Genomic DNA, 20,855 nt, shown 5'->3' on the forward strand with positions numbered 1-20,855 from the left:
ATATCACTTTTTGGCGAGCCGCTTCACTGCTTTCTTCTAGAGCATGGAGAAACCGGTGACGACATCGGCGCAAGAGACCGCGCTTGCCTGCCTGGACGGCATCCAGCCCCTGCTGTCGGCATGGACACGCACCATTTTCGATTTCGGCGAGACCGCCTGGCGCGAGTACCAGTCGGCCGCCTGGTATGTCGATCGACTCAAGCGCGAGGGATTTTCGGTCGAGGAAGGCTCGGGCGGCATGCCGACCGCCTTTTGCGCCCATTGGACGAACGGTGCCGGACCGACAGTGGGCATGTATGCCGAATATGATGCCGTGCCCGGCAATTGCCAGGACGCCGTGACGGTGAGGCAGCCGCGACCTGGCCTTGGCGCCGAGGCCGGCGGCCATACCGACCCGCATTCGGGGCTCGGCATAGCAAGTCTCGGCGGCCTGCTCGCCACCAAAGCCGCCATGCAGCGCCACGACATTCAAGGCACGCTGCGCTTTACCGGCGAGCCGGCTGAGAAAGTGCGCGGTTCGAAGCCGATCCATGCGGCAAAAGGCTACTATGACGGCCTTGCCGGCATGATCTCCTTCCATCCCTTCTACATGCTGCCGCTCTGCAATACCGCGCGCTGGGACACGCATTGCGGCGCGGCCTACGCGATGATCTATCGGTTCGTCTGCGACGAACCCGAAAATTGGGTTCGCGCAAGCGACGGCGCACCGATCCCGCAGGCGCATTCGGCGGTCAGGGCACCGGGCGCCAACGATGCACTGATGACCATGTACATGGCTTCCAAGGCGTTGCGCGATTCCATGCTGCCACACCAGGGCGGCTGGTCGATCAGCGAGGCTATCCTGACGGCCGGCCAGGCCACGGCCGACAATCTGCCGGCGGGACTGGCCGAGATCCAGTACATGATCCGCGTGCCCACCATCGGCATGGCCGAGCAAGTAACGGCGGTGCTCGACCGCAACGCCGCGGCCGCGGCCGCGATCAGCGGCTGCCGCTACGAGCGGCACTGGGTATCGAAGTCACGGCCGGGGCTCGCGAACCACGCCATGGCCGGGATTGCCTATGAAGCCTTGTCGACAGTCGGGCCGCCACGCTGGGACCAACTGGCCAGAACAATCGCGCGGGAAATCCAGGTCAATGCCGGCGGCACTGCTACCGAAAACCCCTTTATCGATGAGCTTGAGCGGCTGATTTCGCCACAAGAGGCTGAGGCGATCCTGCGCCGCGACCTGCCACCGTCCCAGGTGAACTCGACCTCCGACGACTACACCGACATGAGCTGGCACGCGCCGACCGCCCGCTTCTATGTCGCCCGCCCAGCGCTCCGCTCGGCGAATGGCGGTGCCTATCCCTCCTGGGTGATGAATGCGCTGGGTGGCATTCCCGCGACGATCGACCCGATGGTCATCTGCGCCGCCAAGACGGTCGCGCTGGCGGCGCTGCGCCTGCTCGAGGACCAGACCGCCCGCGATGCGGCAATGGACGAGTTCATCACCCGTACCGGCGGTGGCGTCGGCGGCTCCAACTGGATCGCGCCGCTCTGCGACTACGACCCGCCGATCAACTTTCGCTGGCCGGAATATGTCACCACCGCGCGCGGCCGCGACTGGTGGATCCCAAGCAATGCATGACCTGACCAACCCTTTAGAACGAGCCCACGAGGAGAACCCGCATGACCGTCCATGACCGCATCATCGCCGAGCCGTTTTCGCTTCAACGCCGCAACCCCGCCGGCGGTACCAAGCCACTGACCGTCTGGGGCTTCGCCAACGAAACCGACGTGTTGACCGACGTGCTGCTCGGATCCCCGAATTTCCTGCGCCACCTGTCGACCAGTTCGCTGTCGCGCAAGCACCTGCGTGAAGCCCCTTGCAACGTTCAGATCGCGCAGGCACAGCACAAGGATCTTGTCGCGGCCTACGAGCATTTCGGCGTCAACATTCACTGGCACGAGCCGACGCCGGAACTGCCGATGCAGGTCTATTCCCGCGATTCCAGCGTCATGACGCCTTATGGCGCCATTATCACCGCCATGGCCAACTGGTGGCGGCGCGGCGAGAACTACGCCGCCATCCGCACCTATGAAAAGCTCGGCATCCCGATCTACGACATGGTGACAGCCGGCACTTTCGAGGGCGGCGACTTCAATGTCATCGAGGACGGCGTGGTGCTGATCGGCTGCGGCGGCGCCCGCACGCAGGAGGAAGGCGCCCGGCAGGTGCAGGCCTGGTTCGAGAAGGAAGGCTGGGAGACACGCATTGCCTTCATCGACGAATATTACGTCCATATCGACCTGATGGTGGTGCCGATCGCCGAAAAGCTCACTGCCGTCTGCCTCGCCTGCACCGAGCCTGGCATCGTCGACTGGCTGAAGGGCAAGGGGCACGAGATCATCGACGTTCCCTTCCAGGACACGATGGCGCTCGGCTGCAACTTCATGTCGCTGGGCAAGGACCGGGTGATCGCGCCGACGTCCAGCAAGACGCTGATCGAAAAACTCAAGGCGCGCGGCTTCGAGGTCGCGGCCGTCGACATGAGCGAAATCTCCAAGACCGGCGGCGGTATCCATTGCATGGCACAGGCGCTGAAACGCGAGGCGGCCTGATAGTCGGGAAAACGGCAAAACAGCTCCCGCTCGCCGGATCGAGCACCTGGCGGGCGAGGGACCGGCCGCCGGGTACCTGGCTCTTCCATCAACAAACCGTGCCCCTGTGTCCTCGCCGCCCTTGTGAGTGTCCGTAAATGGATGAATAGTCGGACAGGGCGCCGCCCTGAAATTGCCCGCTTGCGGTTTTCAGGTCGCGCCAGAACCGAGCCGGGTTTTTTGAATGGTCAGCCCTGAACCACGCAAGAGAAGAGGTCCGATCGCCGCCTGGTTGCTGGCGCTGGACGCGTGGCTCGATTCCTCGCTCTATGAGATCGGGTTCAAGGCACGCCAGTTCTGGGAGGCCGCGACGATCTTCTCGCGGCGCTTCCGTCTCAAGGGTTGGCGCCGCGGCTTCATCGAACTTTTGAGCGAAGGTTTTACACTCGGCGCCGGCGGCATGGTGGTGATGCTGGCGCTGGCGATACCCGCTTTCCAGGACACCACCGGCGACTGGCGTGCCCAGGGCGACTTCGCCGTCACCTTCCTGGACCGCTATGGCAACGAGATCGGCCAGCGCGGCATCATCCAGCGCGATTCCGTGCCGGTCGACGAGATGCCGGACCATGTCATCAAGGCGGTGCTCGCCACCGAGGACCGCCGGTTTTTCGACCATTACGGTATCGATGTGCTCGGCCTGTCGCGCGCGATCTTCGAGAACGTGCGGGCGAATTCGGTCGTCCAAGGTGGCTCGAGCATCACCCAGCAGCTGGCCAAGAACCTGTTCCTGACCAATGAGCGCACGTTCGAGCGCAAGATCAAGGAGGCGTTCCTGTCGCTGTGGCTGGAGGCCAATCTGTCGAAGAAGGAAATCCTGCAGCTCTATCTGGACCGCGCCTATATGGGCGGTGGCACGTTCGGCATCGAGGCGGCGGCGGACTTCTATTTCGGCAAGAGCGTCAAGGACCTGAACCTTGCCGAGGCGGCGATGCTGGCCGGCCTGTTCAAGGCGCCGACCAAATACGCGCCGCATATCAACCTGCCGGCGGCGCGCGCGCGGGCCAACGTGGTGCTGTCCAACCTCGTCGATTCCGGTTTCATGACCGAAGGCCAGGTGCTGCAGGCCAGACTGCATCCGGCCGACGTCGTCGACCGCGGCGAACAGAAGAGCCCCGACTACTACCTCGACTGGGCCTTCGACGAGGTCAAGAAGATCGCCAAGCCCGGCCAGCACTCGCTGGTTGCCCACACCACCTTCGACGCCAACATCCAGAAGGCGGCGGAGGAGTCCGTCGAGTTCCACCTGCGCCAGTTCGGCAAGGAGTACAACGTAACCGAAGGGGCCGTGGTGGTGATCGAGACCAATGGCGCGGTGCGGGCGATCGTCGGCGGCCGCGACTACGGCGCCAGCCAGTTCAACCGCGCCACCAAGGCACTGCGCCAGACCGGCTCATCGTTCAAGCCCTATGTCTACGCCACGGCGATGGAACACGGCTTCACGCCGAACTCGATCATTTCTGGCGGGCCGATCAGCTGGGGCAACTGGTCGCCGCACAATTACAGCGGCGAGTCGGCGGGCAACATCACGCTGATCATGGCGATGGCCAAGTCGATCAACACCGTGCCGGTGCGGCTGGCCAAGGACCATCTCGGCATCGCGCCGATCAAGGCATTGGCGGAATCGTTTGGGGTGGAATCGCCGCTCGAAGGGCACAAGACGATGGTGCTCGGCACCTCGGGCATGACCGTGATGGACCAGGCGACGGGCTACAGCGTGTTCGCCCAGAATGGCTTCGTCGGTTCCCGGCACGGCATCACCCAGCTCGTAACCCGCACCGGCGACGTGGTGTATGACTGGACCAAGGACGCGCCGCCGCCGCATCGCGTCCTGTCCGAGCAGGCGCTGAAATCCATGAACACCATGCTGGCGGCCGTGCCGGTGATGGGCACGGCGCGGCGGGCGCAAATTCCCAACATTGTCGTCGCCGGCAAGACCGGCACCACGCAATCCTACCGCGATGCCTGGTTCGTCGGCTTTACCGGCAACTACACGGCAGCCGTGTGGCTGGGCAATGACGATTTCACCCCGACCAAGAACATGACCGGCGGCTCGCTGCCGGCGATGGTGTGGCAGCGGTTGATGGTCTACGCGCACCAGAACATCGACCTGAAGCCGATCCCGGGGATCGACAAGCCCTTCGTCGACGAGGAGGTCGCGGCCAAGGCCGCCGAGGCACAGAAGAAGAGCGAGGAGCAGGCAGCGGCCGATGCCGCCGCCGAGCGGCCGCCGGTGCTGTCCAGTCGAACCACACAGACGTTGCGGGACATGAGCCAGATGTTCCAGGCGGCCCCCAAACTTGACGCCCCCGCTTCACCCGAAACGTTGTCGGCACTGTGATATCCGCCCGCTGAGACAAGACCGACTGGCAAATCCATCACGCCTGCTTGCCACAAGGCCCCGCGCCGCGATATCCCCGAACGGCAATTCTGCGCGCACCTGGCCCTTCATGCTCAAGAATGCCTTCCTGATGCTGATTTCGCTTGCCATAGCCATTGGCGGAGGCGGTGCCAGCGTCTGGTATGCGCTGAAGATCCAGGACGGTGTCGGCGCAATCAGGATCGGCCAGTGGACTGCCTTCCCCGACATCGGCACACCGGCCGCGGACCCCTATTCCAAGGCCCGCGTGGCGCGCGAGGGCGTGCTGGCGCTTGGTCGCGCCGAGGGCCTGTCCTTCGTGGCGGAAAAGGATGCCGCCGGCGACCAGCTCAAGCGGGAATGCACCTACAGGATCGAGGGCGGATTTCCGACAGCGCGGTTCTGGACGCTTTATGCCGCTGATCAATCGCTCGGCGTCGTCGAGACCGGCAAATCGCGGCTTGCGGCTCTTCAGTCCTACGAGGTGCTACGCCAACCGGACAATTCCGTGATTATATCCGTGGGCCATCACCCGATGCCGGGCAACTGGCTGCTGACCGACGGTTCTGGACGGATGTATTTCGTCCTGACCCTCTACGACACGCCGATCGCCAGCAGCACCGGCCTGTCAGACGTTTCGCTGCCCAGGATCGTCAAGGCGGGCTGCGATGCGTAGTTTGCGTGCCGCATTGCGCAGGCTTCTCCATGCCATCCTGCTCGGCCTCGTCGGCGCCGGCATCGTCCACATTGTCGTCCTGCTTCTGGTGCCGGAATTTTCGGAACGCGACGCCTGGTCGCGTCTCTCCATGGCTTCGGATCTCTACAGGATGAACCGGCTCGATGCCGAAGCGGGCGGCGCACCGGTGGTGAAATCGGTTGACCCGCTGTTCTACGCAACGGCCTGCCGCTTCGACCTCGAGGAAGGAATGGTCCGGATCAAGGCGCCGGGGGACGTCCCGTTCTGGTCGGTGTCGGTCTATGACCGCAGCGGTCACAACATCTACTCCTTCAACGACCACACGGCGGCGGGCGGCAAGCTGGATGCCGTCGTGCTGACGCCGGCGCAGATGATCGACGTGCGCAAGGACCTGCCCGAAGATCTTCAGGGAGCGATCTTCGTCGAGGCGCCCATCGATGAAGGCATCTTCGTCATCCGCAGCTTCGTACCCGACGAGAGCTGGAAGCCGATCGTGTCGCGCTTTCTCGATCAGAGTTCCTGCGAGTTGCAGGATTTCTAAGCCGCGATCCTCGATCGCGGATCCGGAGCAGAGGGACTGACGGACCACACCATGGCTTCAGCAAAGCTCAGTGATGGGGGACTGCTCAGTGATGGGGGACTGGCGTCCGTGGCGATCCCGGCTTGTCTGGCCCTGCAGGCCGGGCTTCGCCGGTGCTGGACCGTTCATAACGGATGCCGGGAAATATGATCACCGCCGCCGGTATTTCGGTGGTTTGCTTGGCTCGATTGGCCGGTGCCGCACGCGGCACGAAAGACAGTACCATGCCCATGATTCGCGCATTCCTCTCGGTTTCCCCGGAGCACAACGCAACGCCTCCAAATATCATTAAGGCCGGCAGAGGGTTAACGGAGCGCTAACGGATCGCGGCTAAATTGATCTTTGTTCCCGGGTCAGTGAGTTCTGACCGAGGCAATCGCGAAACCGACATAGTCCCGGTGCCGCGAGGTCGAGTGTGTATCTGGTGTCAGGCGTATCCTTCGTGTCATCTTCGGATTTCAGGCAAATCGCGATAAGGACGCAATCGGGAAAAGCCGAAAGGCTGTTCCGCGCCGCCGTTTCCGCGTTCTGCTCGCTGACGCGACCGTCGCGCCGGGAGATCGGCCAACTCGAAGACCTGACGCTGCCTCTGTTCGATGATGTATCCGTCGAATCGCGGCGCTACGTGGCAGCCGCCCTTTCCGAATGCGAATACGCACCCGCGGCCCTGGTGCGGCGCCTCTGCGAGGAACCGGTCGACATTGCCGCTCCACTGCTCATCCGCTCGCGCGCCGTCAGCGACATCGACCTGATCGCGCTGATTGGCCGGCATGGGCTGCCGCATGCGCGCGCCATAGCGCGGCGCAAGGATCTGAACCCGACCATCGCCGATCTGATCAGGGCGCTCGATAGGCCGACCCTGGTGCGGACGCGGGATCCGGAAGCAGCCCCGGCGCAGAGCCTTGTCGTGAAGGCGCAAGCGACGGCGGACAGCGCGGAAACTCAGCAGACACCCGGCGTTGCCGCCGAGAGCGCGCGGCGCAAGCTGCGCTCCATGATGCGCACCGGCGACCAAGCCTTGGCGGCGAAGATCGACGCGTTCCCCGGCGCGGACACCTTTGTCAAACTGCGCGAGACGGCACTGACGGGAAACGCCGCGTTCTTCCACACCGCGCTGGCGGACGCTCTCGACATTGATTTTTCGATTGCGCAATCGCTGACCGCCCACCAGAACTATGCGCCGCTGCTTGCGGCGCTGCGTTCGCTCGACTTCAGCGAGGACCGGGCATTCCTGATCACTGTCGCCGTCTATCCCGGCCTGTTCCCGCATCCCCAGGCCATCCGCGCCTATCTCGACCGCTACCGCCTGCTGCATCGCGACGCGGCCCTGGATATGGTGCGGGAGTGGAAGGCCGAAACCCTGTCCAAGACGGTTCGCGGCAAGCCACCGGCAAACGGCGACAGCCGCAGGGCCTCCAACAGCGACGAAGCCGACGCCCCCGGCCTCAGGGCGTCTTCACGGAAATAAGTTCCTCGATGGGAACGCTACCGGCCTCGATCTCGACCACCCAGAGGTCGGGATCGAATTTTTTCTCGCGCTCCAGTCTCGCATCCAGCACGGCGGCATCGTTGCCGGCGGCGAGAAGGCTGAAAAAACGGTCTTCGGGCTTGGCCGAATCGTAGCTTGTCTGCGGTGCCGGCCCGTAGAGAGCCGTTTCACCCAGCCTGCCCCGCGCCAGGATGAACACGGCCCCGGCCTCCGTCGCGCCGCGATTGACCACGGCGGCAAATCCGCCGACGCCGAAAACCCGGCGCAACAGGGCCGAGACCCACAGATCAGCGGTTACGCGCATGGAGGACTCCCGACGACATGCGGGCTCTCTACCGAAATTTCCCGTGGAGGGCGAGCCGTCGTTTTCGGCCGTCAGTTGGTGAGGCCGATCTCGCGCATCTTGACGTAGACGATCTCGTCGGGCTCGCCGGTCTGCGGCAAGCCGAACAGCGACTGGAATTCCTTGATCGCCGCCTTGGTGCGTGCACCGACGACGCCATCCAGTTGCATGTCGTCATTGCCGAAGGCCTTCAGCCCGGCCTGGATCTTGACGATGCGGGGGTCAGGCCCCTGCAAAGCGGCGTTCGCCGGAGCCTCGTTGGTCTGCAAGGACACGGGAACGGCGGCCGGCGGCATGTCAGGACGAGGTTGCGGTTTCGGCACGGCAGCCGTCTTCGGCGTTGCACCCAGTTGATCCAGGAGCAGCGCGTCGATCTCGCCCGAGGCGTTCAGCCCGACCTTCTGTTGATAAGCCTGTATGGCCTTGCGCGTGTTGGGGCCGGAGATGCCGTCGAGGGTGCCGGAGTAGAAATCGAGGTCCTTCAATATGCCTTGCACCTGCTCGACCACCGGGTCGCCCTTGATCGGAGCGGGCGCGGCATTGGACCGCACGATGTTGATTGTCGTCTCGGGCTCGTCGGCGGTGGCGTGCGGAAAGCCCTGGAAATTGCGTGTGGCGAAAAACGCTCCGGCGTGCGGGAAAGGCTGATACCATAGCGCATTCGCCGAGACGTAGAACAGCGTCACCAGGAATGCGGTCGATCCTCCCACCAGGACGGGATTGCGCGAAATCATGCCGCCGACGGCGATGGCGCCGTCTTGAAAGGCATTGCCGCGGCGTTTGACCGCCTTAGCCTGTTTTGCGGAGCGAGCCATTTCCGTCCCCTTTCGCCCTCGTCACCGGCATTGTCAGCACTCCGGTCGGGTTGGCGGGGCGCCCCTTCGGCCCGCCGACCGGCAGGCTGATGGTGACCGTGGTGCCCTCGCCCGGCATGCTTTCGATCGCCATGGTCCCTTCATGCAAGGCCACCAGCCCCTTCACCAGGGAAAGGCCAAGACCCGTGCCCTCAAAACGGCGGGTATAGTCGTTCTGGATCTGCGTGAAGGGTTTGCCGAGATTGGCGAAATCCTCCTCGGCAATGCCGATGCCGGTGTCCCTCACCCAGAAATGCAGACGTGAGCCGATCCGCTTGGCGCCGACGACGACATCGCCGCCGTCGGGGGTGAACTTGATCGCGTTGGAAACGAGGTTGATGAGCATCTGCTGTACGGCGCGGCGATCGGCATTGATATCGCCGGCGTCAGGGGCGATCTGCGTCTGCAGGTCGATATTCTTGGCCTGCGCCTGCAGCCGCATCATCGACTGGCACATGTCTGCGGCTTCTACGAACCGGAACGGCTCCGGCTCGGTGGCGTAGACGCCCGATTCGATCCTCGACACGTCGAGTATGGATGTCACGACTGCCAGCAGATGCTGGCCCGAATCCCGCACCAGACCGACATATTCCTTCTGGCGCGGATCCTTGAAGGCGCCGAACATCTCGTGCAGCAGCATGTCGGAGAAACCGATGATGGCGTTCAACGGCGTGCGCAGTTCATGGCTCACGACTGCCAGGAACCGGCCCTTAGCCACTTCGGCGGCGGCGGCCGTCTCATTGGCTTGCGCCAGTTCTTCGCGCAGCCGCGCGGTCTCGTCATTTTGGCGCAGGACAAGCGTGAAGACGTCGCCTTGTTTCTCGCCACGCACCAGTTCGAGCGCGAATGGCTGGTAATTGTCGGCCACAAAGCCATTTCCATTGTGGGCGCCGTTGCCACTCTGGGGCAGCCTGATGCGCAAGTCGAGGCGGCGCGACCGTGCGCCGTCACGCATGTCGGCCAGGGCGCTGAGATAGGAGACGCGGTCCGACAGGTGCACCCGATCGAAGAGGCCCGTTCCGGACAACAGTTCAGGCGGCAATTTCAGAAGCGTACGCGACTTGGCGGATGCATCCACGACCTCGCCGTGGCGGGCGACCCGCAAGACCACCGCGTCGATGATGTCTTCCAGTCGATCACCCGCATCGAGCGTATCGGCCGCGCCGGCGGTGCCGCGAAAAGCCGATATGCGCGGGATGAGGGCCAGCGCCCAGGCCAATGGCACCAGCCAATGCCAGGCGGCGATGTGCGCATCCGTGAATGGAAGGAAGGCGGCCGACAAGGACTGAAGGGCGATGGCGATGACTGCTGTCGCGCCCCCCCACAATGCCGCACGCCGTGACGCGCCGATCCACCAGGCTTCGAATGGCAACGCCAGGGCAAGCATGGCGACAGGTGAACTCAATCCGCCGGCGGCACCGATGAGACCGGCAAGGGCAAGCGCCGCCATCGCCAGGGCGATCGGCCCCGCGGCAGCCATCTTGCCGGTAGCGGCTACCAGCAGGGCGACGAACCAGCACAGGCCGAAGGCCGCGAAAATGGCGGCCATGGTCACCGCGGCGCCCATCCCCGATGTAACCAGCGTGACCGCGGCACCCGCTGCAAAAAACGGCGCGGCCAGCATCACGCCGATGAAACGGCGCTGGCGCTCGCGGTCGCTCCGTTCGAGAACGCTGGGATGAACCATGCGCTCACAACCGGCCGCTATTGCACCAGGCAATTCAGCGTATCTGGCCTCGATCGGCATCAATTCAACGCACTCGCACTCGTCGTGAACAGCTCTGCTTTTGCAGATTGTCTTGGTTGGCTTTGAAACTCGCATCCAGCGTTTAAGGAATGGATAAGGCAGGGCCGACCAAGGCCCGCCCTGCGGCAAATATCGGGATGACGGCGGCCGAAAACCCGGTCAAATGCAGCCATAGTAAACGGAGGGTTATCCTGGCGGCCCTGTCGTCGGACCGCGGGCCAAGTCGTCGAAGCCGCTTTATTTCCTCGAAGACACAATTCATTCAACGGGATAGATGGTTATCGAATGGTGAGAAGGATCGTTCCGATATGAAACAAATCGACAGCAAAACGCTTCGTTTCGAATTTGCCTAAAATTTGAGGAAAATTCTCGGCGATCGTGCAAGCCGTCCTTCGTGCCTGTGTGTCAACATCCTGCCCATAAAAGAGGTCATGCCATATGATGCATGATCCGGTCACGACGAGAGGCAAGGCATGTTCTTCCTGATAAGAATGGCTTTCTGGTTTTCACTGGTGCTGCTGGCGCTGCCGCTGGGTGTCGGGTCCGATGAAACGGGCCAGGAAAGCGTCGGGCCGATCCAGGCCCTGTTCGCGGCGCGAGACGCCGTCGGCGACATCGCCGGTATCTGCGAACGCAAGCCCGATGTCTGCGAGACGGGCAAGTCGGCGATGCACACCATCACCGCACGCGCCAAGGAAACTGCCAAGATCGCGGCGGCCATGCTGGACGACAAGTCCGCCGGCCCCGACACCTCGACAATGACGGGCAGCGTGCCGGAAGTCGTCCTGCCTGAAACGGTCAACCTGCCGATAAACAATTAAGCCGTCTCGACGGCGCACCGCGGGCAGTCTGCCCTCTCGACGCCCGCGGTGTCCTTGTTTTTTCCGTGACGCGGCGCCGCCGCGTGACTATATCCGGGTCATGACGACGACGATCCAGACGATCCGCGACGACTTCTCGTTCCTTGACGAATGGGAGGATCGTTATCGTTACGTCATCGAACTCGGCGAAGCGCTGCCGCCCTTTCCCGATGCGGAGCGCAACGCCACCAACAAGGTGCCAGGTTGCGTCAGCCAGGTCTGGCTGACCACCGAACGGGGTCCGGGCGCCGACCCCGTCATCACCTTCACCGGCGATTCGGACGCCCATATCGTGCGCGGACTGGTTGCGATCATGCTGGCGCTGTTTTCCGGAAAGACGGCCAGCGAAATCCAGAAAATCGATGCGGAAGCGACGCTGAAGGCACTCGGCCTCGACGAGCACCTGTCGCCCCAGCGTGCCAACGGCCTTCGCTCGATGGTCAAGCGCATCAAACGCGATGCCGAGATGGCGCTCGCCCAGACTGCCTGATCGACCTGTCGATCTTCCGCCCACCCCTGAAATCAAAACGGCGCCCGAAGGCGCCGTTTGATTTCAATCCAATCTGGCAAGCAGCGACTACCGCGCCGCCTTGCGCTTGCGGCCGAGGCCCATCTTCTTGGCAAGCTGCGAGCGGGCCGCCGCGTAATTCGGGGCAACCATCGGATAGCTTGGGTCCAGGTTCCACTTTTCACGATACTGATCGGGCGTCAGATCGTAGTGGGTCATCAGATGACGCTTGAGCGACTTGAACTTCTTGCCGTCTTCGAGACAGACAATGTAGTCGTCATGAACGGAGCGCTTCGGGTTGACAGCCGGCTTCTGCTTGTCGGCAGGCGCCTGTTCGACGGTTCCGCCCACACGCCCGAGGGCGGCATGGACATCGGATATCAGGTTCGGCAGTTCGCCGACCGGCACCGGATTGTTGCTGACATAGGCAGCCACCACGTCGGCGGTGAGCTCAATCAGCGCATCATTGTTTCTGGAAGGTGTTTCGACAATATCCATGGTCTTCAGGCCCCAACAAGAGTTACGTCGGTCTGTGCCCCTTTTTACAGGCAGGGCATTGCACGAATTTGCGCAGATAGAGCTGCCGCGATTCGTGTCACGGGGACATCAATGCGGCCGCAGGTCAAGTAAGTCAATTCGTTGCGCGCATTATATTTATGAATCTTGATCAACTATTCCGCGATCAGCTTCAATCTTTCGTGCATCATGTAATTTTTCGATATTTCGCCCGCCAAACCGATAAAGCCTGACGTAACGTCAGTTCACCGTTACATTCGCGATAACTCACAAATCAGGTTTCAATGCTCTTGGTTGCTTTGCCGTCGCTTCGGCAAACTTGGTTGTTCGCATCTGTCCTCAAAACCACAGGTTGCCGCACCTCTCTGTCGGGCAGGCAACCAGGCGACATGCCCGCCGGCCGAACCCGTCGGGGCCAAAATCGATGGTCGTTCAATTCGGGATGATGTATCTGCCATAGGCCCAGCCGGTCACGAAGGTGCCGTTCTTGGCCGGGTCATGCCAGATTTCGCACCAGCGATAGCGAACCGTCTGCTGCTGTTTCCATGCCGGTTGATTGGCGATATCGAGCAGGTTTATGCCGCCGGTGCATCGTCCGGTCATCTGCAGGACGGTCCCGTTCGGATAGGCTGCCTGCTTCTGGGATGTTCCCGACGGATATTTGCGCACATTGAGCGTGTCGCCGAACGGCACATTGGCCACTTGCCAAGCCGAAAATACGGTCGCATGAGACTGGCCGGCAAAGACCAGACTTAGCGAAGCGACGGCGGAAGCCGCAGCAATACGAGACCGAATAGTCATCTTCTCTCCTCCCGGCCGTCGCATGGGCCGACACCACCTCTACGCCACGGCTCTTGAACCTGCCCTGATCGGCGTGTTCATTCGTCATTCAAGATATTTCCAGAGCGAGACGCAATGACCAGGACTTCCCGATTTCCAATCGCCAGCGCCCCTGCCCCCGAGAAAAGGCCCGTCTCGGACACGCATCACGGCATCACGCGAACCGATGAATATGCCTGGCTGCGAGCGGATAACTGGCAAGAAATGTTCAGGGATCCTTCCTTGCTCGGTCCTGGGATCCGCGCCGAACTCGAAGCCGAGAATGCCTATCAGTCGACGCTGATGGCCGACACGTCAGATCTGCAAAAGCAGCTTTTCAAGGAAATGAAGGGCCGCATCAAGGAAGATGATTCTTCCGTTCCCATGAAGGACGGGCCTTATGCCTACGGCTCTTCCTTCAAGCTCGGCGGCGAGCAGCCGCGCTATTTCCGAACGCCGCGCGGCGGCGGACCCGAGCAGATCCTGCTCGACGGCGACGCCGAGGCCGAGGGCAAGGCCTATTTCCGGCTTGGCGGCGTCGATCATTCGGCCGATCATAGCAAGCTCCTATGGGCCTTCGACGACAAGGGTTCGGAATTCTACACGCTGCGTGTGCGCGACCTTGCCGACGGCAAGGAACTGGCGGACCAGATACAGGCCACCGGCGGTTCGGGGGTCTGGGACGCGGGCAATGACGGGTTCTTCTATACGCGTCTCGACCCAAACCACCGGCCGTCGAAGGTGCTGTTCCACGCACTGGGGCAGGCCCCTGAAAACGACCGGCTGATCTACGAGGAAACCGACCCCGGCTTCTTCATGAACGTCGACGGGACCCGCAACAACCAATGGATCATGATCGGCATCAACGATCACGAGACTTCGGAATACCGCCTGTTGAGCGCCAGCGATCCATTTGCCAAGCCGAAGCTGGTTTCGGCGCGCGAGACCGGCCTTCAATATGAACTTGAGGAAGGCGGCGATATCTTCTTCGTCCTGACCAACGCGGACGGTGCCAAGGACTTCAAGATCATGACGGCGCCGGCGAGCGACCCGGTCCGCGCCAACTGGCAGGAACTGGTGCCGCATGAACCCGGCCGGCTGATCCTGTCGGTGATCGGCTTCAAGGACCACATGGTGCGGCTCGAGCGCAAGGAAGGCCTGCCGCGCATCGTCGTGCGGGATCGGGCCAGCGGCGAAGAGCATCTGATTTCCTTCGACGAGGAAGCCTTCTCGCTCGGCCTTTCAGGGTCCCTGGAATATGACACCGAGATGATGCGTTTTTCCTACTCGTCGATGACGACACCGTCACAGATGTTCGACTACAACATGCGCACTCGTGAGCGTGTGCTGCTCAAGACCCAGGAAGTGCCGTCCGGCCACGATCCGCACCTCTACGTCACGAGGCGGCTGATGGCGCCGGCGGCCGATGGCGAACTGGTGCCGATCTCGCTTCTGCATCACCGCGACACGCCGCTGGATGGCTCCGCGCCATGCCTGCTCTACGGTTACGGCTCCTACGGTATCACCGTGCCGGCCGCCTTCAACACCAACTGGTTCTCGCTGGTGGACCGTGGGTTCGTGTTTGCCATTGCCCACGTGCGCGGCGGCAAGGACAAGGGATATGGCTGGTACGACGACGGCAAGCGGGCGCACAAGATGAACACCTTCACCGATTTCATCGCCTGCGCCCGCCACCTCGTTGCCGAGCGCTATACCGCGCATGACCGAATCGTCGCGCAAGGCGGCTCGGCCGGCGGTATGCTGATGGGCGCCATCGCCAACATGGCGCCGGATTGCTTCGGCGGCATCGTGGCCGAGGTTCCCTTCGTCGATGTACTCACCACCATGCTCGATGCAACGCTGCCGCTGACCCCGCCGGAATGGCCGGAATGGGGCAATCCGATCGCGTCGGCCGACGATTACCTGACGATCGCCGCCTATTCGCCATACGACAATGTCGCCGCGCTCAACTATCCGCCGATCCTGGCGCTCGCCGGTCTCACCGATCCGCGCGTCACCTATTGGGAGCCGGCCAAATGGGTTGCGCGGCTGCGCGACCGCAAGAGCGGCGACAATCCGGTACTGTTCAGGATCAACATGGATTCCGGCCATGCCGGTGCCTCCGGCCGGTTTTCACGCCTGGAGGAGATCGCCTATACTTATGCCTTCACGCTGAAGGTGACGGACAAGGCATAGCTCACGGAGGAACGCTGCGATGATCGATCTGGCCACAACGATAGCTTACATCGCGGTTGTGCTCGGCTTTGTCTTCATTCCTGGCCCGGCCACGCTGTTGACGATCGCCCGCGCAACGAGTTCGGGGACGAGAGTCGGAATCGCCACAGGCGGCGGGATCGCGGCCGGCGATGTGTTTCATACCGCCATGGCGATGGTTGGGATCTCGGCGATCATCGCCACATCGGCGACGCTGTTCAGCATCGTAAAGTATATCGGCGCGGCCTACCTCGTTTACCTCGGCATTCGGGCCATCATCGAGAAAGCGCCAACCGATCCGACCGCCGGCGCGCTTGCAAGCTCCGCCGGCAAGGCGTTTCGACAGGCTGTCCTGACGAGGTGCTCAACCCCAAGACCGCGCTTTTCTTCCTGGCGTTCCTGCCTCAGTTCGTGCGGCCCGAAAACGGATCAGTGATGGTTCAATTGGCCGTATTGGGGATCATCTTCGTCATGCTGGGGCTTTTCAGCATGGTCGTGTTTGCCGTGAGCGCAGGGCGGCTCGGCAGTTTCCTGCGCCGAAATCCGACAGTGCTGAAATGGCAAGGCAAGGTTGTCGGCGGCATCTACTGCGCCCTGGGTGTCCGCCTCGCCTTGCAAGAGCGCTGAGGCCAGGCGACCCACGTCCGCTGGCAGGCCTGATGATCATCACTTTTTGAATTCCGCGCGGCTCATTTCCGCTCGCAATTGCGACGGTCGCGCGCTACCCAAAGCACGATTTTCCCGGGCACGAAGTCCGCACTTGCACAAGGGTCCATTATGCTGCTCGTCGACGTCTATCTCGACAAATCGCCGATCCAGGGCATCGGTGTGTTTGCCAAGAACCATATTGCCAAGGGCACGCTGGTCTGGAAGCTCGACCCCCGGTTCGATCGGATCATCGACGTCGAGACCTATGAGAGCGAAACCGGGCCGGTGAAGAACTACCTCGACCGCTATTCCTACCCCGACCGTCGCGATCCCGCCTATATCGTCTTCGAAGCCGACGACGCCCGCTACATGAACCATGACGACGAGCCGAATTGCGATGTCTCGTCGCCCGAGGAGACCTACGCCTTGCGCGACATCGCGCCTGGCGAGGAGATGACCTGCAACTACAACCTTTTCTTCGAAACGGGCTTCGATTTCCTCGGCGATCGCCACCTGCAGTCCGAGGATTAGTTCGTACTTTTCTTGCGCGCCGGATAGCCGTTGGGATGCGGCGGCACCGCCTTCAGATAGGCAGCAATCGCCGCACGGTCGTCCGCCGTCAGCTCGGCCATGTTGCGCTGCACGTCGACCATGGCGCCGCCGACGGAATCGAAGTCCGGCGTGAATCCGGTTTCGAGGTAGTTTGCGATGTCGGACGCGGACCAGCTGCCGATACCTCCCTCGCCCGAAGTGATGTTCGGCACGACGCCCGAGCCCTCGGCGGCCACCGCACCGGCCAGCCATTCGCTTTTCCTGGTGCCTCCAGCGAGGTCGCGCGGCGTGTGGCATTCGCCGCAATGGCCCGGTCCTTCGACCAGGTAGCGGCCTGCCATCACAGGGTCTGGCGCGCCATCAGGCAGGGGCACGACAGGCTTGTCACTGAGATAGAGCCGCTTCCACAGGCCAATGCCGCGCCGGATGCTGAACGGGAACGCCAGCGAATTGCCGGGCGCCTTGCCGGCGACGGCGGGAAGCGTCTTCAAGAAAGCGTAAAGGTCGGCGACATCTGACGGTTTCATGCGAGCATAGGAGGCATAGGGGAATGCCGGATAGAAATGCTCGCCCGAAGGCGACACACCTTTCAGCATGGCGTTAGCGAGATTCCCGGCCGACCATGCGCCGATGCCGTCCTTGGGATCTTGCGAAATATTGGGCGGAACAAAGATGCCGAATGGCGTCTTGAGTTCGAGCCCGCCTATGAGCTGAAGCCGTGCATCGCCCTGCGACCCGGGCTTGGCATGGCAGGAGGTGCAGCCGCCGGCATAGAAGATGCGCTTGCCCCGGGCAACATCGCCTGGGCCGAGTTGCGCCAGGGTCGCCGCATCAAGCGTGACCGGTGCCGACAGCAGCCACCCCGCCGACGCGCCGGCGACGCCCAGGACGAGGGCCGCGCCGACGAGCTTCTTCAGCCATGCCATGGCTGGCGATCAGCCCTTTTTGACCCTGTAGCCCTGGTGGCAGGTACCACAGTCCGAGCCGATGGTGCCGATCTGCGTCTTCAGCGCATCGACGTCGGCCGGAGCCGCCGCGACCGCAGCCTTGACATCGGCGAGATACTTGTCCTCGGTCGCCTTGAAGCCGGCCATGTCTTCCCAGATTTTTGGCGCCGCCGTGGTGTCGCCGGTGTCGGTGCCCTTCGGGAACAAGGCCTCTACGTCGAACTTCTCGGCATTTGCCTGCAGTGCCTGCAACTGCGTCAGCACCGCGGCGGCATCAAATGGCTCCTCGCCCTTGACCACTTTCGACAGGCCGCCGACGATCTTTCCGCGTTCCTTCATCAGAGCCTGCCGATCGAGGATCGGATCGGCAAAGGCCGCCGATGCGGCGAGTGCGAGCATGGAGATGGCGATGACAAGCTTTCTCATTCATTTGGCTCCGTGGTGAAGGCATTTCAGGACAGGACGTTAACGGATGCGGGAGGTGGAATATTCCCATTCTCCCGCATGAAATTGCATGACCCTAGCCGTGGGGTTCGAGACGAAAAGAAAAGGCCCGGGGGTGCCGGGCCTTTCGGAAGATTGATCAGGCATTCGCCTTTTCGTAGAGTTCAAGCACGTGATCCCAGTTGATCAGGCTATCTACGAAGGCCTCGAGGTATTTCGGCCGGGCGTTGCGATAATCGATGTAGTAGGAGTGCTCCCAGACGTCGACGCCGAGGATCGGCGATGCGCCATGAACCAGCGGGTTCTCGCCGTTCGGCGTCTTCGATATCGCCAGCTTGCCGTCCTTGACCGAAACCCAGGCCCAGCCCGAACCGAACTGCGTTGTGCCGGCGGCAATGAAATCAGCCTTGAACTTGTCGTAACCGCCGAGATCGCTGTCGAAAGCCTTCTGCAGCGCGCCAGGGAGCTTGTTGCCGCCGCCGCCCTTCTTCATCCATTTCCAGAAATGGATGTGATTGTAGTGCTGGGCAGCATTGTTGAAGAGACCGGCATTCTTGCCGAACGATTGCTTGACCACCTCTTCGACCGAAAGATCGCCAAGGCCGGCTTCGGCGGCGAGCTTGTTGCCGTTGTCGACATAGGCCTTGTGATGCTTGTCGTGGTGATACTCCAGCGTCTCTTTGGACATATAGGGCTGCAGGGCCTCATAGTCGTAGGGCAGAGCGGGCAATTCGAAAGCCATGGGTAGTACTCCCTCGTGGAAAATCCGGTGTGGATACCGGAGTAAGATAGGTCGGGATTGAGCTGGAGCAACTCCGGAAGTGAAGCGCCGGTTCCCTTTCTAAGCGGGTTCCCGGGAACTGTCACATGCTTTTCCTGTGACCAGCCGCGCGGCGACAAAAAGGCCGGCTATCTCAGCCAGCCGAGGTCGAATGCGCCCACTCCCAATAGAGTTCACGTGCCTTCTTGGCCACCGGGCCGGGTTGCAGATCACGGCCCTCCATGCGGGTGACCGGCACCACCTTGGAGTGGTTGCCGGTCGAGAAGATTTCGTCCGCTTCGAGGAAATCCCGCACCGACAGCGTCTTTTCAGTCGTCGTGAACCCATAGTCGCCAAGCAGCGTCATCGTGCGCGCGCGGGTAATGCCGGACAGGAAGGTTCCGTTCGGCGCCGGCGTCAGCACATGGCCGTCCTTGACCAGGAAGATGTTTGAGCTTCCGGTCTCCGCGACATTGCCCAGCATGTCGAGCACAAGCGCGTTGTCGAAGCCGCGCGCCTTGGCCTCGAGGATGGCGCGGCCGTTGTTGGGATAGAGGCAGCCGGCCTTGGCGTTGGTCGGCATGGTTTCGATAGTCGGGCGCCGGAATGGCGACACGGTCACCGAAAAGCCGGTCGGTGAGATCATCGGCGATTCATAGAGGCAGAGGCAGAAACGGGTCGAGGCGGGATCGGCCGGCACGCCCATGTAGCCGCCATGCTCGGCCCAGTACATCGGCCTGATGTAGACCGCCGTCTTGCCGTCGAATTTCTTCAATCCGTCCCAGGTCAGCCCGACGATCTGCTCGGGCGTCATGTTCGGCGCCAGCCCAAGCGCGATCGCCGAGGCATTGACGCGTGCGGCATGAAGTTCGAGATCGGGCGCCACGCCTTCGAACCACCGCGCGCCGTCGAACACGCTGGTGCCGAGCCACATGGCATGGCTGCGCGGCCCCAGAATGGCGACATTGCCTTCGTACCAATCGCCATCGACGAAAGTCCATGTCGCGGATTGCGCCGCCGCCGCCAGTGTCATCGCGTTTTCCCGTTCCGGTCAATCTTGTGTGACAACATTGGATGATGCTTTGACCGCCGCCGTCAACCAGCATCGGGGAGTTTTGTTGAGGCCAGCGACGGGTGCGCTGCAATCAAGGCTTGCACCTTGTCCCGCCTCGCCTCAAAACTGTTGCCATGCAATACGCCGCCTACGTGTTCGACGCCTATGGCACGCTGTTCGACGTGCACGCCGCCGTGCGCCGCCATGCGGACGCGATCGGCCCGGACGGCCAACTCCTGTCCGAAATCTGGCGCGCCAAACAGCTCGAGTATTCCTGGGTTCGCACGCTGATGGGCGCCTATGCCGATTTCTGGCAGCTGACCGAACAGGCGCTGGACTTCGCCTTGCGCAAGGTCCCTTCGGCCGATCCGAGCCTCAAGGCGAAACTTCTGGAAGCCTACTGGCGGCTGGACTGTTATCCCGAAGTGCCGGCCGTGCTGAAAGCGCTCAAGGCTTCGGGCGCCAGGCTGGCGATCCTCTCCAACGGTTCGCCCGAAATGCTGCAGGCAGCAGTCAAGTCGGCGGCACTCGACCAGGTCCTGGACGACATCTATTCGGTCGATGCGGTGCGTCGCTTCAAGACCGATCCTATTGTCTACGACATGGTCGCCACGGGATGGCGCCTCTACCCCGGCGCGGTCTCCTTCCAGTCCTCCAACCGCTGGGACATTGCGGGCGCCACCAAATTCGGCTTCCGCACGGTCTGGATCAACCGCTCCAACCAGCCGGAGGAATACCAGGACTTGCCACCGGCCCTGATCCTGCCATCGTTGGAGGCACTCGTATCCGGCGCCTAACTGACCTGTGGCTCCAGCGCCACAGTG

Annotated in this window: 20 protein-coding genes and 1 pseudogene; 12 read left to right on the plus strand and 9 right to left on the minus strand. The window is 62.4% G+C overall.

Features of this window, described 5'->3' with window-relative positions; genetic code table 11:
• The first annotated feature begins 43 nt into the window (after positions 1 to 43).
• The 6 genes from MESAU_RS24125 (at position 44) to MESAU_RS24150 (ending at position 7,744) form a co-directional block, all read left to right on the plus strand.
• On the plus strand, positions 44 to 1,630 hold the full coding sequence (locus MESAU_RS24125) for a zinc-binding metallopeptidase family protein (protein ID WP_041163491.1): 1,587 nt from the start codon (positions 44 to 46) through the stop codon (positions 1,628 to 1,630).
• Positions 1,631 to 1,671: 41 nt separating this feature from the next.
• A complete protein-coding gene (locus MESAU_RS24130) occupies positions 1,672 to 2,604 on the plus strand; it encodes a dimethylarginine dimethylaminohydrolase family protein (protein ID WP_015318637.1) in 933 nt (310 codons plus the stop codon).
• A 223-nt stretch (positions 2,605 to 2,827) separates the two neighbouring features.
• On the plus strand, positions 2,828 to 4,981 hold the full coding sequence (locus MESAU_RS24135) for a transglycosylase domain-containing protein (RefSeq protein ID WP_015318638.1): 2,154 nt from the start codon (positions 2,828 to 2,830) through the stop codon (positions 4,979 to 4,981).
• A 109-nt stretch (positions 4,982 to 5,090) separates the two neighbouring features.
• Complete coding sequence (locus tag MESAU_RS24140; RefSeq protein WP_015318639.1) at positions 5,091 to 5,675, plus strand: DUF1214 domain-containing protein; 585 nt, start codon at positions 5,091 to 5,093, stop codon at positions 5,673 to 5,675.
• Positions 5,668 to 6,237, plus strand: coding sequence for a DUF1254 domain-containing protein (locus MESAU_RS24145; RefSeq protein WP_015318640.1), 570 nt, complete (start codon positions 5,668 to 5,670; stop codon positions 6,235 to 6,237). The genes MESAU_RS24140 and MESAU_RS24145 overlap by 8 nt, the downstream gene beginning before the upstream one ends.
• Before the next feature lie 481 nt (positions 6,238 to 6,718).
• Positions 6,719 to 7,744 carry a hypothetical protein gene (locus MESAU_RS24150; protein WP_041163883.1) on the plus strand — a complete coding sequence of 342 codons (1,026 nt, stop codon included), beginning with the start codon at positions 6,719 to 6,721 and terminating at the stop codon, positions 7,742 to 7,744.
• Here the strand turns inward: MESAU_RS24150 and MESAU_RS24155 are convergent.
• The 3 genes from MESAU_RS24155 to MESAU_RS24165 all read right to left on the minus strand — a co-directional run bounded on the left by MESAU_RS24155 (position 7,722) and on the right by MESAU_RS24165 (position 10,649).
• On the minus strand, positions 7,722 to 8,069 hold the full coding sequence (locus MESAU_RS24155; RefSeq protein ID WP_015318643.1) for a DUF1491 family protein: 348 nt from the start codon (positions 8,067 to 8,069) through the stop codon (positions 7,722 to 7,724). The genes MESAU_RS24150 and MESAU_RS24155 overlap by 23 nt on opposite strands.
• A gap of 71 nt (positions 8,070 to 8,140) precedes the next feature.
• Positions 8,141 to 8,923, minus strand: coding sequence for a peptidoglycan-binding domain-containing protein (locus MESAU_RS24160; RefSeq protein WP_015318644.1), 783 nt, complete (start codon positions 8,921 to 8,923; stop codon positions 8,141 to 8,143).
• Positions 8,898 to 10,649, minus strand: coding sequence for a sensor histidine kinase (locus MESAU_RS24165; RefSeq protein ID WP_041163492.1), 1,752 nt, complete (start codon positions 10,647 to 10,649; stop codon positions 8,898 to 8,900). The genes MESAU_RS24160 and MESAU_RS24165 overlap by 26 nt, the downstream gene beginning before the upstream one ends.
• Positions 10,650 to 11,182: 533 nt before the next feature.
• Between MESAU_RS24165 and MESAU_RS24170 the strand changes: the two genes are divergently transcribed.
• Both MESAU_RS24170 and MESAU_RS24175 read left to right on the plus strand, forming a co-directional pair.
• Positions 11,183 to 11,530, plus strand: coding sequence for a DUF5330 domain-containing protein (locus tag MESAU_RS24170; RefSeq protein WP_015318646.1), 348 nt, complete (start codon positions 11,183 to 11,185; stop codon positions 11,528 to 11,530).
• A 100-nt stretch (positions 11,531 to 11,630) separates the two neighbouring features.
• Positions 11,631 to 12,059 (plus strand): SufE family protein, encoded by a 429-nt coding sequence (locus MESAU_RS24175; protein ID WP_015318647.1) that lies wholly within the window; start codon positions 11,631 to 11,633, stop codon positions 12,057 to 12,059.
• An 87-nt stretch (positions 12,060 to 12,146) separates the two neighbouring features.
• On the opposite strand, the gene MESAU_RS24180 is transcribed toward MESAU_RS24175, so the two are convergent.
• A complete protein-coding gene (locus MESAU_RS24180; RefSeq protein WP_015318648.1) occupies positions 12,147 to 12,575 on the minus strand; it encodes a Ros/MucR family transcriptional regulator in 429 nt (142 codons plus the stop codon).
• Between the two features lie 450 nt (positions 12,576 to 13,025).
• Positions 13,026 to 13,394 (minus strand): SH3 domain-containing protein, encoded by a 369-nt coding sequence (locus MESAU_RS24185; protein WP_015318649.1) that lies wholly within the window; start codon positions 13,392 to 13,394, stop codon positions 13,026 to 13,028.
• A gap of 114 nt (positions 13,395 to 13,508) precedes the next feature.
• On the opposite strand from MESAU_RS24185, the gene MESAU_RS24190 reads away from it, so the two are divergent.
• The 3 genes and pseudogenes from MESAU_RS24190 (at position 13,509) to MESAU_RS24200 (ending at position 16,805) form a co-directional block, all read left to right on the plus strand.
• Positions 13,509 to 15,608: a S9 family peptidase gene (locus MESAU_RS24190; protein WP_015318650.1), complete on the plus strand. Its 2,100-nt coding sequence runs from the start codon at positions 13,509 to 13,511 to the stop codon at positions 15,606 to 15,608.
• A 19-nt stretch (positions 15,609 to 15,627) separates the two neighbouring features.
• Positions 15,628 to 16,253 (plus strand): annotated as a pseudogene (locus MESAU_RS24195) (LysE family translocator).
• Between the two features lie 150 nt (positions 16,254 to 16,403).
• Positions 16,404 to 16,805, plus strand: coding sequence for an SET domain-containing protein (locus MESAU_RS24200; RefSeq protein WP_015318651.1), 402 nt, complete (start codon positions 16,404 to 16,406; stop codon positions 16,803 to 16,805).
• On the opposite strand, the gene MESAU_RS24205 is transcribed toward MESAU_RS24200, so the two are convergent.
• The 4 genes from MESAU_RS24205 to MESAU_RS24220 all read right to left on the minus strand — a co-directional run bounded on the left by MESAU_RS24205 (position 16,802) and on the right by MESAU_RS24220 (position 20,010).
• Positions 16,802 to 17,752, minus strand: coding sequence for a cytochrome c (locus MESAU_RS24205; RefSeq protein WP_015318652.1), 951 nt, complete (start codon positions 17,750 to 17,752; stop codon positions 16,802 to 16,804). The two genes, MESAU_RS24200 and MESAU_RS24205, sit on opposite strands and share 4 nt — an antisense overlap.
• 9 nt (positions 17,753 to 17,761) lie before the next feature.
• On the minus strand, positions 17,762 to 18,199 hold the full coding sequence (locus MESAU_RS24210) for a c-type cytochrome (RefSeq protein ID WP_015318653.1): 438 nt from the start codon (positions 18,197 to 18,199) through the stop codon (positions 17,762 to 17,764).
• Between the two features lie 157 nt (positions 18,200 to 18,356).
• Entirely contained in the window at positions 18,357 to 18,959 is a 603-nt protein-coding gene (locus tag MESAU_RS24215; RefSeq protein ID WP_015318654.1) for a superoxide dismutase, read from the minus strand.
• 172 nt (positions 18,960 to 19,131) lie between these two features.
• Positions 19,132 to 20,010 carry a branched-chain amino acid aminotransferase gene (locus MESAU_RS24220; RefSeq protein ID WP_015318655.1) on the minus strand — a complete coding sequence of 293 codons (879 nt, stop codon included), beginning with the start codon at positions 20,008 to 20,010 and terminating at the stop codon, positions 19,132 to 19,134.
• Positions 20,011 to 20,165: 155 nt separating this feature from the next.
• Between MESAU_RS24220 and MESAU_RS24225 the strand changes: the two genes are divergently transcribed.
• Complete coding sequence (locus tag MESAU_RS24225; RefSeq protein WP_015318656.1) at positions 20,166 to 20,828, plus strand: haloacid dehalogenase type II; 663 nt, start codon at positions 20,166 to 20,168, stop codon at positions 20,826 to 20,828.
• Positions 20,829 to 20,855: the final 27 nt, after the last annotated feature.

The organism is Mesorhizobium australicum WSM2073 (assembly GCF_000230995.2).
Lineage (GTDB): Bacteria > Pseudomonadota > Alphaproteobacteria > Rhizobiales > Rhizobiaceae > Mesorhizobium > Mesorhizobium australicum.